This is a genomic window from Pseudomonas sp. E6002, from assembly GCF_013385565.1.
Lineage (GTDB): Bacteria > Pseudomonadota > Gammaproteobacteria > Pseudomonadales > Pseudomonadaceae > Aquipseudomonas.
The window spans coordinates 1-13501 of sequence record NZ_JACAPT010000027.1 but is presented as its reverse complement, the minus strand read 5'-3'; the positions used below and the strand labels follow the sequence as shown (position 1 = coordinate 13501).

General features: G+C 62.4%; 10 protein-coding genes and 1 tRNA gene. 8 read left to right on the top strand and 3 right to left on the bottom strand.

Annotation, left to right across the window (positions count from 1 at the left end):
* Positions 1 to 72 precede the first annotated feature (72 nt).
* A tRNA-Pro gene (locus HX815_RS21410) sits at positions 73 to 149 on the top strand.
* 41 nt (positions 150 to 190) lie between these two features.
* Here HX815_RS21410 and HX815_RS21405 read toward each other — a convergent pair.
* From HX815_RS21405 to HX815_RS21395, 3 genes are all read right to left on the bottom strand, one after another.
* Positions 191 to 1033 (bottom strand): CmcJ/NvfI family oxidoreductase, encoded by an 843-nt coding sequence (locus HX815_RS21405; RefSeq protein WP_177028846.1) that lies wholly within the window; start codon positions 1031 to 1033, stop codon positions 191 to 193.
* Between the two features lie 28 nt (positions 1034 to 1061).
* Positions 1062 to 1802 carry an SDR family NAD(P)-dependent oxidoreductase gene (locus tag HX815_RS21400; protein ID WP_008431768.1) on the bottom strand — a complete coding sequence of 247 codons (741 nt, stop codon included), beginning with the start codon at positions 1800 to 1802 and terminating at the stop codon, positions 1062 to 1064.
* Positions 1803 to 1894: 92 nt separating this feature from the next.
* Entirely contained in the window at positions 1895 to 4045 is a 2151-nt protein-coding gene (locus HX815_RS21395) for a TonB-dependent receptor (RefSeq protein ID WP_008431769.1), read from the bottom strand.
* 433 nt (positions 4046 to 4478) lie between these two features.
* On the opposite strand from HX815_RS21395, the gene HX815_RS21390 reads away from it, so the two are divergent.
* Genes HX815_RS21390 through HX815_RS21360 form a run of 7 tightly spaced genes read left to right on the top strand, consistent with a single transcriptional unit; the run spans position 4479 to position 13445 of the window.
* Positions 4479 to 6182 carry an ABC transporter substrate-binding protein gene (locus tag HX815_RS21390; protein WP_177028845.1) on the top strand — a complete coding sequence of 568 codons (1704 nt, stop codon included), beginning with the start codon at positions 4479 to 4481 and terminating at the stop codon, positions 6180 to 6182.
* Positions 6179 to 7111 carry an ABC transporter permease gene (locus HX815_RS21385; RefSeq protein ID WP_008431773.1) on the top strand — a complete coding sequence of 311 codons (933 nt, stop codon included), beginning with the start codon at positions 6179 to 6181 and terminating at the stop codon, positions 7109 to 7111. The genes HX815_RS21390 and HX815_RS21385 overlap by 4 nt, the downstream gene beginning before the upstream one ends.
* A 23-nt stretch (positions 7112 to 7134) precedes the next feature.
* Entirely contained in the window at positions 7135 to 8388 is a 1254-nt protein-coding gene (locus HX815_RS21380; protein WP_177028844.1) for an acyl-CoA dehydrogenase family protein, read from the top strand.
* Positions 8389 to 8420: 32 nt separating this feature from the next.
* Positions 8421 to 9473 (top strand): NADP(H)-dependent aldo-keto reductase, encoded by a 1053-nt coding sequence (locus tag HX815_RS21375; protein WP_177028843.1) that lies wholly within the window; start codon positions 8421 to 8423, stop codon positions 9471 to 9473.
* Between the two features lie 15 nt (positions 9474 to 9488).
* The gene (locus HX815_RS21370; protein WP_177028842.1) at positions 9489 to 10352 is read left to right on the top strand and encodes an ABC transporter permease; all 864 of its coding nucleotides are present in this window, start codon (positions 9489 to 9491) and stop codon (positions 10350 to 10352) included.
* Positions 10349 to 12007: an ABC transporter ATP-binding protein gene (locus HX815_RS21365; protein ID WP_177028841.1), complete on the top strand. Its 1659-nt coding sequence runs from the start codon at positions 10349 to 10351 to the stop codon at positions 12005 to 12007. Before HX815_RS21370 ends, HX815_RS21365 begins: the two co-directional genes overlap by 4 nt.
* Positions 12008 to 12044: 37 nt before the next feature.
* A complete protein-coding gene (locus HX815_RS21360; protein WP_102368598.1) occupies positions 12045 to 13445 on the top strand; it encodes an LLM class flavin-dependent oxidoreductase in 1401 nt (466 codons plus the stop codon).
* Positions 13446 to 13501: the final 56 nt, after the last annotated feature.

The following is a 13501-nucleotide window of genomic DNA, read 5'->3' as shown; positions in this document are numbered from 1 at the left end:
TTCCACATTTCAAAAGCTTGCGGTATATTCCTGATCGCTTCGTTGCGAAGCGAACCCAGTAACACGCCTAGTCGGGGCGTAGCGCAGTCCGGTAGCGCACTAGCATGGGGTGCTAGGGGTCGAGTGTTCGAATCACTCCGTCCCGACCATATAATTTAAAAAGGCCGCGAGATTTATCTCGCGGCCTTTTTTATTTCCCTGCATTCCCAAAAAACACCAACGCCCGCACCTCGATACTCCTCCTTGGCGGTGCATCCACCGGCGTAGTCGGGTCATCAAACGCCGTATGTGCGCTGCGCCTTGCAACATCGCTACGCGAGTCATGGATCTTCAACAGCAGCACTTCATCCGGCCGCAACTGCGGGTAGTAATACCAGCGATGTGCGGGATTGGCCTTGACCGAAAAAGTCTCGCCAACCTTGTCCCGATACACCAGGTCGCTGGGCAGCAAGTCGCTCTCGGCCATGCTTTGCGCATCGCACAGGGCGAGTGGGGTGCTCAGGACCGGCGCACCAATCGGCCGCCAGACGTTAATAATCGCAAACCGTTCCAGCAGCCGCTGTTCAGCCTCATCCGCAGGCAAATGATCACGTACCCTGCGAATCGCCGAGCGCTCGGTCTGGTCGTTATGCACGTACCGCACCGGCTCACGCAGCCCGCGGTCCTCGCGTCCGTGCTCGTCTACCCGGATGGTGTGGTCGAAGATCACCACTTTCACCGCACCGGTCTGTTGCTTGAGCAAGGCTTCGGTTTCCGGATAGTAGTGTTCACGGACCTGATCATCGTTTTCCAGGTCAGGCACCGAGCTGGTGTGGTCGATCCTTTCGAAACCGTTGCGATCCAGATAAGCCGGTTCGTCGAGCAACCGTGCGTTATGAATACTCACCTGAGTCGGGTCCAGCACGCCGCTGCGCTTGGGTGTGCCGTCTGGCTGCGGGAAGGTGTAGTTCACCGGCCGCTCGCCGGTGTCCAGCAGGTAGTTGAGTTCGCCGATGACCGATGGCGGGGCGAGATGAGTCTGATGAGTTCCCATGAACAATCCTCCAGCCGTGAGGCGGTTTTCAGAAGGGTTCCTTGAAGGGCCGCAGGTCCAGTTCCTGGGTCCAGGCGCTGCGCGGTTGGGTGTGCAGGTACCAATAGGCGTCGGCGATGTCTTCGAGTTTCAGCGCACCGTCTTCCCCCAGTCGCGCCAGGTAATCCGGGGCCCGGCTTTGCACGCGCTCACCGTCGATGGCGCCATCGATGACCACATGGGCGACGTGCACGTTTTGTGGGCCGAACTCGCGGGCAAATGACTGGCTCAGTGAGCGCAAGCCCGCCTTCGCGGCAGCAAAGGCGGCGAACGGTGGCTTGCCTCGCAATGAAGCGGTAGCCCCGGTGAACAACAGGCTGCCGCCACCACTGGCGAGCAGCAAGCGGGTGGCCTCGCGGGCAAACAGGAAGCCACCCAGGGTCGATGCCCGCCAGGTCTGCTCGAACAGCTGCGCGCTCAACTCCAGGGTCGGCGCTGCGACGGAGTTGCCGACATTGAAGATCGCGGCCTTGAGGGGGCCCAACTGGCTGATCTGCTGGCTGGCGGCGATCACCTCGGACTCGATTCCCGAGTCCGCCACGATAGCCACCGCCTCCCCGCCGAGCGCACGGATGCCCTCGACCACAGCCTGCAACTTGTCCGGGCTCCTGCCGCTGACTGCCACCTGCAAACCCTCCCGCGCGAAGCGTCGCGCCAGCGCCGCTCCCAGGCCGGCCACGGCACCCACACCGGCAATCCACACCACAGGCTCGGATCGAGACTCAGACATTAGCCACTTCCTCAATGAGATACGTGGCTAACAATTTACCCATCGCCGGGCGTGAGGAATAAGAACATCGACAGCTAAGGTTATGCGCTGACTCAATAGCGCATTTCCACCGCCACATAAGCCCCAATCCCATCCCCTGGATACAACGACGCCGTATCCTGCCCCTTCGCGTCATACAACGGCTGCACCGCCGTCACGTATTTCTGATTGGTCAGGTTCTTCAAATCCAGCGACACCTTCCAGTCCTTGCTCGGCGTTTCATACCCCACGTTCGCCCCGAAGATTGTGTAGGAGGGCGCATAGAAGCTGTTCGCATAGTCCACCGCCGTACGCGAAGCCGATTGCACATTCACCCCGGTATAGAAGCCCGCTGGGTGCTGATACTGCACTTCGCCCTGATAGATATGCTTCGGAATCCCCGGCAGTTGGTTGTCGCCGAAGGTCGGGTCGTGGCGGTAGTAGAAGTCGTTATAGGTATACACTTGGCGCAGGGTGATTTTTTCACCCGAGGTGTTTTCCCACAGGCGTGTATTCAAGCCGGCCTCGATCCCTTGGTGGATCGTCGGCGTGGCGTTGAATGCACCGGTGACCGCAGCAGCCGTGGAGGTGGCCGGGATGATCTGCACGTTTAGCAATTCATTTTTCACCCACGAGCGGTAGAGCGCCAGGCTGCCGTCGAAGATGCCCGATGAACCCTTGATCCCGACTTCCACGGTATTGGCTTTCTGTTCCACCAGCGGCCGTACGTACGGCGTGGTCGGCCCGGAGCCGGAGTATTCCCAGGACGCCGGTGGATCGACGGAGCGGCTGACGTTGGCAAACACTTGCAGTTGTGGGTTGAACTCGTAACGCACGCCCACTCGCGGTGCCAGGCTCCAGTTGTCGTAGGTCACATCGCTCGGGTAGGTGGTGGTGTTGGCCACCAGGGCTTCCTTGACGTCGGCATGGCGGCGCACGTTGATCGCCGAGACGCCACTGGTCAGCCACAGGCCGTCCACCAGTTCCAGGTCGTTGCCCACGGAGAACACGTGATCGAACGAGGAGCTGTAGTCGACGAACTTGCGCGTCTGTTTGTTGGCGAAGGTGGAGTCGACCTGGCCCTTGAGGTGCTCGGTGGAGGTGAAGGCCAGGCTGGAGCGGCTTTCGTGGCCGAACAGGGTGTCGCGGCGGTCGTAGTTGATCACCGCGCTCAGGTCATGCCAGTCCCAGTAGCTGGGGTTGCTCGGGCTGTTCGGGCTGTTGTTGTGGGCGTACTGGTAGTAGACGAAACCCACCGACAGGGTGGCGTCGTCCTCAAAGGTGTAGGTGGTCTTGCTGCCCAGCCATACGCTGCCGGGGCGACGGCTGCCGGCGCCGCTGCTTTCGGCGGTGGCACTGGCACGGTCGGAATGGTGCTTGACCGCATCCAGGGTGGTGGCGCTCGGGTCGTTGTGGAACTCGTCGCGGTAACGCAGCATCACCCGGGTTTCGAGTTGCGGGCTGAAGCGGTAGCCAAAGTTGGCCACCACGCCCTGGCTCTTCGACAGGCTGTAGTCGCGGTAGCCGTCGCTGCGGTAGTTGTCGGCATTCAGGTAGTAATCGAACGCACCCTCGACGCCGCCGACGCTCAGGCTTTGCTTGTTGTAGCCGTAGCTCCCGGTTTCCGCCCGCACCCGCAGGCCGGGTGCGGTGTAGCCGGTCTGGTTGACGAAGTTGATGGCGCCGCCAAGACTCAGTGCGCCGTACTGGAAGGCGTTGGCCCCCCGCAGGATTTCGGTGTAGTTCACCCCCGAGCCGTTGAGGAATTCGTAGGGTGTGCCGCCCGGGCCGGTGATCGGCAGGCCGTCGAACAGGAACTTGATGCCCTCACGGAAATACCCCGGCGAGGTGTTGGCGCCCGAGCCACGAATGGAGATCTTGGCCGCGTCGTTGCCGCCGGTGGACTGCACGAACACGCCCGGCTGATAGGCGAGGGTGTCCTGCAAGGTGGCGGTGCGTCCCTTGGCCACCTGTTCGCTGTCGACCACGCTGGTGCCGCCTGGCACTTCGGACAGCTGACTTTTGGCTGCCTCAACGGGCGTGATTTTTTGTGCCTCTACTGTCACCGTCTTTAGCCGTGTTCCGGTCGTCGGTGTGACCTCATCATCTGCCTGCACACTGGCGGAAAAAACCAGGGCTGAGCCCAGCCCCACCATCGCCAGCCAAGTTGCTTGCCGCACGGCAAGTGTCAACTTTTGCAACTCTCCCCGAAAGATTGGATCCATTAAGCGTGTTCCTTGTGAATAGATAAAAGAGCCCCAGCTTTCTATTCGAATAGTCATGCCTGTTTCGCTCTGAGCAGTTTCTATGCCAAGACTATTGGCCAAGGAATACGGGCGCTTAGTTAAGGTTAAGTGTTCTGCGGGATACTTTGTTTTGAATCGGTGTTTGATTCTCAACAGTCAACTTTAATGCCTGGGATTACCGCAGCTGTCGCGAACGCAACAGTTGATAAGCAGTGTGTAAGGCTACCAACAATCTCGGGGTGTATAACGGGTATAACCATATAAGTGTTTGGCAGTGTTTGCCCCGTTTTACAAGGGTTTTGCGCCGGTTTCATGGTCAATATGGCGTTTCTTGAAGACTGGCATGCTCACTGCATTACATCCCGTAATTGCAAACTTTCAGTGTTCATCGAGTTCCTCTAAGGAAGTGTCATTGACAACCATCCTGAAACTTTCGGCGGTTATTTCACTGTGCCTGGCAGTCAATGCCTGCTCACCGGCTGCGGCACCGAAACATGAAACGTCTGCGGCTGATGGCACGGTCACCAACGGTGTAGTGACTTATTCGGCGACGGACTTCCATGAGTCGTCACCGGGGCGCAGTGGCGGAACTTTGCGCGTCTCAGCCGCCTCCGACGCCGGCAGTTTCGATGTTCACGCACTGTCTAACGGCAACATCCAGTGGATGGGCCGGATTCTCTTCGATTGCCTGGTGTACCAGGACGAGCAGGGCAATATCAGCCCGTGGCTGGCTCGCTCCTGGGACATCTCCGACGACGGCAAGACCTACACCTTTCACCTGCGCGACGACGTGACCTTCAGCGACGGCGAGAAATTCAATGCCCAGGCGCTGCAAACCAACCTGGACCACATGCGCGACCCGGCGACCAAGTCCCCACTGGCCGCGGCCTATATCGCGCCGTACCTGGATGGCAAGGTCATCGACGACTACACCTTCGAAGCCCATTTGCGCGAACCCTATACGCCTTTCCTGGATGTGCTGGCGCAGTCCTGGCTGAGCATGATCTCCCCCAGGCAGATTCGCGAGGCGCCGAAGACCATCGCCGAGCACCCCATCGGCAGCGGGCCGTTTACGTTGCAGAGCTACACCCGTGACCAGGGCGCGGTGTTCATCAAGCGCCCCGGCTATAACTGGGCGCCACCGGTGACGCGCCACGCGGGCGAGGCCTACCTGGACCGTATCGAACTGAGCTACGTCCCCGAAGCCATGATCCGCTTCACGGCGCTAGAGTCCGGCCAGTCGGATTTCGCGCTTGATGCACCGGCCCAGAATGCCGCCGCCATCCGCGCCAACCCCGACCTGGTGATGCGCAGCCGGATTCGCAAGGGAAACCCGAGCCGCAGCATGACCTTCAACGTCGAGCAGCCACCGTTCGACGATGTACGGGTGCGTCGCGCAGTGGCCAAGGCCATTGACCGCGAAGGGTTGGCGTGGATTTCCGGCTTCGGCGAATACATCGCCAAGGCGGATTTCCTGGCGGCCAACACCCGGTTTTATCAACCCAACAACGACGCCCTGGCCTACGACGTTAAAGCCGCCAATGCGCTGCTGGACGAGGCCGGCTGGACCGGGCGCGATGCCCAGGGCTATCGAACCAAGGACGGGCAGCGCCTGAATGCAACGATGCTGTCCTATGACAACCCGGCGTTTCCCGCCAGCGTTTCGGTGGCCATCCAGGCCGACCTGAAAAAAGTCGGCTTCGAGATGCCCATCGAAATGCTGCCGCTGACCCGCGTGACCGAGAAACGCTACGCCGGGAAGTTCCAGGCGCTGGCGGGCGGTTACTGGCACACCAACACACCCGATGGCCTGTTCGTGCTCTATCACAGCCAGGCCATCAGCACCGACAAGATCATCGGCCAGAACGTCGGGCGCTTCCGTGATGCCGAACTGGACCGCGTGCTCAGCGCCGCCCGCCAATCCCGCGACCCGGTGCAATTGCAGGCGCTCTATGGCGAGGCGCAAAAGCGCCTGACCGAAACCGTCCCGGCGGTGCCTTCGGTGGAAAGCCAGGTGCTCACCGCGTATGGCCGGCAGGTCCAGGGGGTGATTTTCGATACCTCCCACAACGTACCGTTCTTCACCAGCATCTGGCTGGACCGGGGGCAACCATGAGCCTGTTCAAATCCATCGCCTGGCGCCTGCTGGCGGGCATTGGCGTGCTGTGGGGCGCGGCGACGCTGACGTTCCTCGCGGTCAATTTCAGCGGCGGTGACACGGCGCTGGCAATCCTCGGCGGGCCGGATTCGATGCCCACCCCGGAGCTGCTGGCCCGGGTACGTGCCGAGTACGGCCTGGACCAACCCCTGATAGTGCAATACGGCAATTACCTGGTGCGCCTGGCCCATGGCGACCTGGGCGAGTCCTATCGCTTGCGCATCCCGGTGCAGCAGGCGATTGCCGAGCAGATCGGTGCAACCATTCAACTGTCCCTGAGCGCGGCGTTGCTGGCGGTGGTATTGGCCCTGGTGTGCGCGATCCTCACCGCCAACCGTTCGCGTTGGGTGCGTTCAGCCGTTTCAGGCAGCGAGCTGGTGCTGTCTTCAGCACCTTCGTTTGTGATCGGGATGCTGTTGTTGCTGGTGTTTTCGTTTCATTGGCACTGGTTGCCGCCCTCCGGTTCCGTTGGCTGGCGCTCATTGATCCTGCCCTCGATCGCGCTGGCGTTGCCGGTAGCGGCAGTGCTGACCCAGCTGCTGCGCCAGTCCCTGGAAGACACCCTCGAACAACCCTTTATTGCCATGGCCCGTGCCCGTGGCTTGTCCGAAACCGCTGTGCGCCTGCGTCATGCCTTGCGCCATGCGCTGGTGCCGTTGGTGACCCTGGCCGGGTTCGTGTTCGCCAGCTTGCTGGGCGGCGCGGTGGTGGTGGAATTGCTGTTTGCACGCCAGGGCATCGGGCGCTTGATGCTCGATGCCACCAGCAACAAAGACGTGCCGGTGGTGCTGGGCGTGACCTTGCTGGCCGCCACCGTCTATGTGCTGGTGAACCTGGCCGTCGATTTGATCAACCGCTGGATTGACCCTCGGGCCAACCAAGCGTGAGTGCCTTTGAAGAAGGAAAAACCATGAGTGCTTCGATCCCCGCTGAAGTGAGTTATGCCGACTTGCACCAGCGTTTCGCTGACGTATTTGCCCGGATAGCCGACACCGCCGTCGCCCGCGAGCAGCAACGCGAGCTGGCCCATGACGCGGTGGCTTGGCTGCGCGAGGCCGGCTTTGGCGCACTGCGTGTGCCGCAGGCCTTGGGCGGCCTGGGTGCAAGCCTGCCGCAGCTGTTTCGCCTGTTGATTGAACTGGGAGAGGCCGATTCAAACTTGCCGCAGATCGTGCGCGCGCATTTCGGTTTCGTCGAAGGCCGGCTTTCCAGCCGCGACAGCGCTTCCCAGGATTACTGGTTCGCCAAAGTCGTCGACGGCGAGTTGTGGGGCGCCGCCATGGCCGAGCGCACCGACACCACCCGCAACTCGGTGACCCTCAGCGCAGTCGACTCCGGCTGGCAGCTGGACGGCGAGAAGTACTACTGCACCGGCACGCTGTACGCCAACTGGATCGCGGCCGTGGCCCTGGATGGCGAAGATTTTGTCAGCCTGGCGGTACGCACCGACGCGCCGGGTGTCACCGTCGAAGATGACTGGGACGGCTTTGGCCAGCGACTCACCGGCAGCGGCACTACCCGCTTCAAGGCGGTGAACGTACCGGAGCAGCATATTGTGCGGCGCTTCAAGAAAGACGAACTGCGCGCCGAGTCCTACCTGAGCGCTTTCTACCAGCTGTTCCACCTGGCGACCCTGGCCGGCATCGCCAACGCCGTGCTGCGTGACGCCACCGAGTTCGTCAAGGGCCGCACCCGCGCGTTTGGTGTGCCGGGGCAATCGAGCCCCAAGGATGACCCGCTGGTGCAGCGCGTGATTGGCCGCTTGTCGAGCCTGGCCTATGCCGCACGCACCCAGGTGCTGGCCGTCGCCGAGGTGCTGCAGGACGTGCACGAAGCGGAGCAGGGCGGGCACGCAACCGAACAGCATTACAACGAGGCCGAGATTCGCGCTTTTCAGGCGCAACAGATCGTGCTGGAACAGGTACTGGAAGCCACCACGCTGCTGTTCGAAGTCGGCGGCGCCTCCGCCACCAGCGAGTCGCGCCGCTTCGACCGGCATTGGCGCAACGCACGAACCCTGGCCTCCCACAACCCGGCGATCTTTCGCGAACGGGCACTGGGCAACTACTACCTCAATGACGTCACCCCGAACGCCGCCTGGCGCAGCCTGCAAGCCGCCGACGCCGAGCAGCAGGCCGCCCGCGACGAAGCGAGTGCGGTATGAGCCATCAACCCTTGAAGAAAAAAGGATCACCCATGCGTTACCGCCAACTGGGCAACAGCGACATCCAAGTCAGCGTGCTGGGCCTCGGCACCATGACTTGGGGCCACCAGAACACCGAAAACGATGCCCATCAACAGATCGACCTGGCACTGGCCGAAGGTATCAATTTCATCGACACCGCCGAGATGTACCCCACGCCCACCAAGGCTGAAACCTGGCGCACCACCGAGCGTTACATCGGCAGCTGGCTGGCGGCCAGTGGTCGACGTGACGAGGTGATCCTGGCCAGCAAAATCGCCGGCCCGGCCCGTGACCCCAGCAGCCAGCAGCACATCCGCGACGGCCTCAGCCGCCACGACCGGCGCAACATCGTCGAAGCCCTCGACGGCAGCCTCAAACGCCTGAACACCGACTACCTCGACCTGTACCAACTGCACTGGCCCGACCGCACCACCAACATCTTCGGCCAGCGCGAATACCCGTATCAGGCAGACACCCAGAGCGTCGCCATCGAGGAAACCCTGGCGGTGCTCGCCGATCAGGTCAAGGCTGGCAAGGTGCGCCACATCGGGGTTTCCAATGAAACCCCGTGGGGCGTCGCCGAGTTTCTCAAGCAAAGCGAACGCCTCGGCCTGCCGCGCATTGCCAGCGTGCAAAACCCCTACAGCCTGCTTAACCGCCTGTACGAAGGCGGCCTCTCGGAGTTCACCCATCGCGAAGGCGTCGGGCTGCTGGCGTACTCGCCGCTGGCCTTCGGTGCGCTCACCGGCAAGTACCTCGGCGGCGCACGGCCCGAGGGCTCGCGGCTGTCGGCGGTGTACCGCACTTTCAATCGCTACGACAGTGCCTCGGCCCAGGAGGCCATCACCGGCTACGTGGAGATTGCCCGGCAACATGGCCTCACCCCGGCCCAACTGGCCCTGGCCTTCATCATCGACAAACCCTTCGTCACCAGCGCACTGACCGGGCAAACCAGCCTGGCGCAATTGCGCGACAACCTCGGCGCGCTGGACGTGACGCTCGGCGACGAGATCAAGGCGCAGGTCCAGGCTATCCACCAGCGCATTCCCAACCCCGCGCCCTAGCACCAGGAGCCTGGCATGACGCAAACCATTGAAACGTTGATCGGCAATCGCCCGTTGCGTCTTGTCGAGTTTACCCAACTGCGGCCGGGTCTGTTGCTCGCCGGGGTATTTGTCGGGCTGTTGCTGTTGGCCGCCGTTGTTCCGCAATGGCTGGCCCCGTATGACCCGCTGGAGGCGTCGGCGCGCATGGCGTTCCAGGCGCCGAGCAATGTGCATTGGCTGGGCACTGATGAGAACGGGCGCGATGTGCTCAGCCGCTTGATTTATGGCGTGCGTTCGTCGCTGTTCATGGGCCTCGCAGCTACGGCGCTGGGCCTGGCCTGGGGCACCTTGCTCGGGTTGATCGCCGGGCTCGGTCCGCGTTGGCTGGACGGCGCCTTGATGCGCGGGATCGACGTGTTGCTGTCGTTTCCCGACCTGTTGCTGGCGCTGGTGATCATCACGTTTTTCGGCCAGGGCACGGCCAATCTGATTCTCGCGATAGGCATTGCCGGTGTGCCGCGTTATGCGCGCCTGGTGCGGGCGCAAACCCTCAGCGTACGTAATGCCGGCTATGTCGAATCCGCCGTCACCCTCGGCCAATCGCAGCTGGCGGTGGTGCTGCGGCACATCCTGCCCAATGCGTTCAAGCCCGTGTTGATCCTCGCCACCATCGGCATCGGCGGCGCGATCACTGCCGGTGCCGCCTTGAGTTTCCTCGGCTTCGGCGCACCGCCGCCTGCGCCGGAGTGGGGCGGGATGATGTCCATCGGGCGCAGCTTCCTGGCCAACGCGCCGTGGCTGGTGGCCTGGCCCGCCCTGATCATCACCCTGACCGTTGTCTCCATCAGTGCCATCGGCCGCGAACTCTTGCGCCGCAGCGAAGGAAAGCCTCTATGACGATGAACATCCATACCCTCGGTCCGCTGGTCGATATCCGCGACCTGACAGTACGTTTCGGCCAGGCCGAGCCAGTGTTGCACGGTGTCAGTCTGCAGTTGAGCCGGGGTGAATGCCTCGCGCTGGTGGGGGAGTCGGGGTCCGGAAAAAGCGTCACCGCCCGCACCCTGGCTGGCCTCACCGGCAAGGACGCCCATGTCCAGGCTGCCAAGCTGGCCTTCCAGGGCGTCGACCTGCGCCAGCTCAACGAGCGGGCCTGGCAGCAACTGCGCGGCGCGAGCATCGGCTTTGTGATGCAGGACGCGTTGGGCGCGCTGGACCCGCTGCGCCGCGTCGGTGCCGAGATCGAAGAACCGTTGCACCTGCACACCGCATTGGGCCTGGAAGCGCGCCGCCTGCGGGTGCTGGAACTGCTGCGGGATGTCGGTGTGCCGGAACCGGAACTGCGCGCCAGCCAATACCCCTGGCAACTTTCCGGCGGCTTGCGCCAGCGGGCGCTGATCGCCTCGGCTATTGCCTGCAATCCGCGGCTGATCATTGCCGATGAACCCACCACGGCACTGGATGCCACGGTGCAGGCCCAGGTCATCGCCCTGCTGGAGAGCCTGCGCGGTGAAGACAATGCACTGCTGATGGTCAGCCACGACCTGTCGGTGGTCTCGCGCCTGGCCGATCGCGTGGCCGTGATGCGCCACGGGGTGATCGTGGAGGAGGGCAGCACCGAACAGGTCCTGCAAGACCCGCGTCATCCGTATACCCAACTGCTGCTGCGGGCCGCCAAGGCCGTGCACTTCCAGCCCACACGCCGACTGCTCACGGCGGTGGAGCCCGAGCCGGCGCCCCAGGGCGAAATACTGCTTGAAGCACGCGATCTGTCCAAAACCTTTGTCGGCCCCGACGGCAAAACCCGCACGGTGCTGAACCAGGTGTCGCTACAGCTGCGTCGCGGCGAGACGCTGGGGGTGGTGGGCGAATCGGGTTGCGGCAAGACCACCTTGACCCGGCTGATACTCGGCCTGGAAACCGCCGATGCCGGCGAGGTGTGGATCAATGGCCAGCGCTGGTCCGACCTCGACGCCAGGCAAAAACGCGAAGCCCGGCGTGCGGTGCAAGTGGTGTTCCAGGACCCGCTCAGCTCCTTCGACCCACGCTACACCGTGCAGCGTGTGCTGTTCGAAGCGCTGGTGGTGGCTGGCGTACCGCGTCATGCCCGGCGCGACCGTGCCCTGGAACTGCTGGAACTGGTACGCCTTGATGCCAGCGCCTTGTCGCGCCGGCCGATCGAACTTTCCGGTGGCCAGCGCCAGCGCATCGCGATTGCCCGAGCGTTGGCGTCCGAGCCGCAGATCCTGATCTGCGATGAACCGGTGTCGGCGCTCGACGTGTCGGTACAGGCACAGACTCTCGAATTGCTCGACGACCTCAAGCGCCGCCTCGGCCTGGCCTGCCTGTTCATTTCCCATGACCTCGGCGTGATCAACCACGTCAGCGAGCGTGTGCTGGTGATGAAGGCCGGTGAAGTGGTGGAGTCCGGCTCGGTACGCGCGGTGTTCGACCGTCCGGCCCATGCCTATACCCGCGCGCTGATCGATGCGATCCCGACCCTTGAAACCGACTACACGCCGATCCCGTTCTACCTGAATGTAGCGATCTGACGTATTGGAAAACGTATCTACGAAAGGAGTGCTCCTGGTGCCCAAGCAACTGCACGTGAATTTGTTTGAAATGAACTGCGTCAGCCACATCGTCCATGGTTTGTGGGTGCACCCGGACAACAACCGGCACCGTTTCAACGACCTGGACTATTGGACCGAGCTGGCGCAGCTGCTGGAATACGGCACCTTTGATGGCGTGTTCCTGGCCGATGTGATTGGCACCTATGACCGCTTTCGCGACGGCCCCGAGACCTCGCTGCGTGAGGGCATGCAGATTCCCAGCAACGACCCGCTGCTGGTGATTCCGGCGATGGCCGGGGTGACCAAGAACCTGGGTTTCGGCGCGACCTTTTCCACTACCTACGAACCGCCGTTCGCCTTTGCGCGGCGCATGAGTACCCTCGATCACCTGACCAAGGGGCGGGTGGGCTGGAACATTGTCACCTCGTACCTGCCGAATGCGGCGCGCAACTTCGGGCATGACACTGAGGTGGTTCACGATCACCGCTACGAGATCGCCGATGAATACCTCGACGTGCTGTACAAGCTTTGGGAAGGCTCCTGGGACGATGACGCGGTGATTGTCGACCGTGAGCGTCGGATCTACACCGATCCGGACAAGGTGCGCTATATCAACCACGTGGGGGAACACTTCAAGGTTGCCGGCCCACACTTGTGCCAGCCTTCGCGGCAGCGTACGCCGGTGTTGTTTCAGGCTACGGGGTCACCGGCCGGGATCGAGTTTGCCGGGCGGCATGCCGAAGTGGTGTTTACCGGTGGTAATGATGCGCCGGCGGTGCGGGCGAATATCCAGGCGATGCGGCAGAAGGCAGTTGAGCATGATCGCGATCCGGCGGGGTTGAAGTTTATTGTGATGGCGGGGGTGATCGTTGGGCGGACCGATGAGGAGGTGAGTGCCAAGCTCGACAGTTATCGCAAGTTGGTGAGTGTCGAGGCGTCGCTGGCTCACGGGCAGTCGGCGATTGATTTGACGGCGTATCCGCGGGATACGTTGATCAGTGATCTGGTGAGTCGGCAGGTCAAGGGGTGGGAGAGTTTGAGTCGGTACAAGGCGGACTCCACTGTTGGGGCGGTATTGGCGCAACTGGGTGGGTTTAATCGCGAGCGGTTTTTTGTCGCGGGTACGCCGACGGTGGTGGCGGACGCGATTGAGAAATGGCTGGATGAGGATGGGATCGACGGGATTAACCTGAGGCAGTATTTGTCGTTTGAGACGGCGCGGGACTTTATTGAATTGGTGGTGCCGGAGTTGCGTCGTCGGGGGCGGTTTCGTGAGCGGTACAACGAGGGGGAGACGTTGCGGGAGCGGTTGTTTGGGGCTGGGCGGGCGCGGTTGCCGGGGGACCACTTTGGGGCGCGTTATCGGGATCCGGCGGCGTTGCTTCAGGCTGCTTTGCCGTTGCGGTTTCCGGCGTGAGTTGAGAGTACATATCCGTTATTTAGGTAACGGCGGCCTATGGTTTCGCTCTTACA

What these genes read in the sequence shown, in the direction of transcription:
- HX815_RS21380 (WP_177028844.1), top strand. Translation starts at nt 7,135, where the DNA reads ATGAGTGCTTCGATCCCCGCTGAAGTGAGTTATGCCGACTTGCACCAG.
- HX815_RS21370 (WP_177028842.1), top strand. Translation starts at nt 9,489, where the DNA reads ATGACGCAAACCATTGAAACGTTGATCGGCAATCGCCCGTTGCGTCTT.
- HX815_RS21365 (WP_177028841.1), top strand. Translation starts at nt 10,349, where the DNA reads ATGACGATGAACATCCATACCCTCGGTCCGCTGGTCGATATCCGCGAC.
- HX815_RS21395 (WP_008431769.1), bottom strand. Translation starts at nt 4,045, where the DNA reads ATGGATCCAATCTTTCGGGGAGAGTTGCAAAAGTTGACACTTGCCGTG.
- HX815_RS21400 (WP_008431768.1), bottom strand. Translation starts at nt 1,802, where the DNA reads ATGTCTGAGTCTCGATCCGAGCCTGTGGTGTGGATTGCCGGTGTGGGT.
- HX815_RS21385 (WP_008431773.1), top strand. Translation starts at nt 6,179, where the DNA reads ATGAGCCTGTTCAAATCCATCGCCTGGCGCCTGCTGGCGGGCATTGGC.
- HX815_RS21375 (WP_177028843.1), top strand. Translation starts at nt 8,421, where the DNA reads ATGCGTTACCGCCAACTGGGCAACAGCGACATCCAAGTCAGCGTGCTG.
- HX815_RS21405 (WP_177028846.1), bottom strand. Translation starts at nt 1,033, where the DNA reads ATGGGAACTCATCAGACTCATCTCGCCCCGCCATCGGTCATCGGCGAA.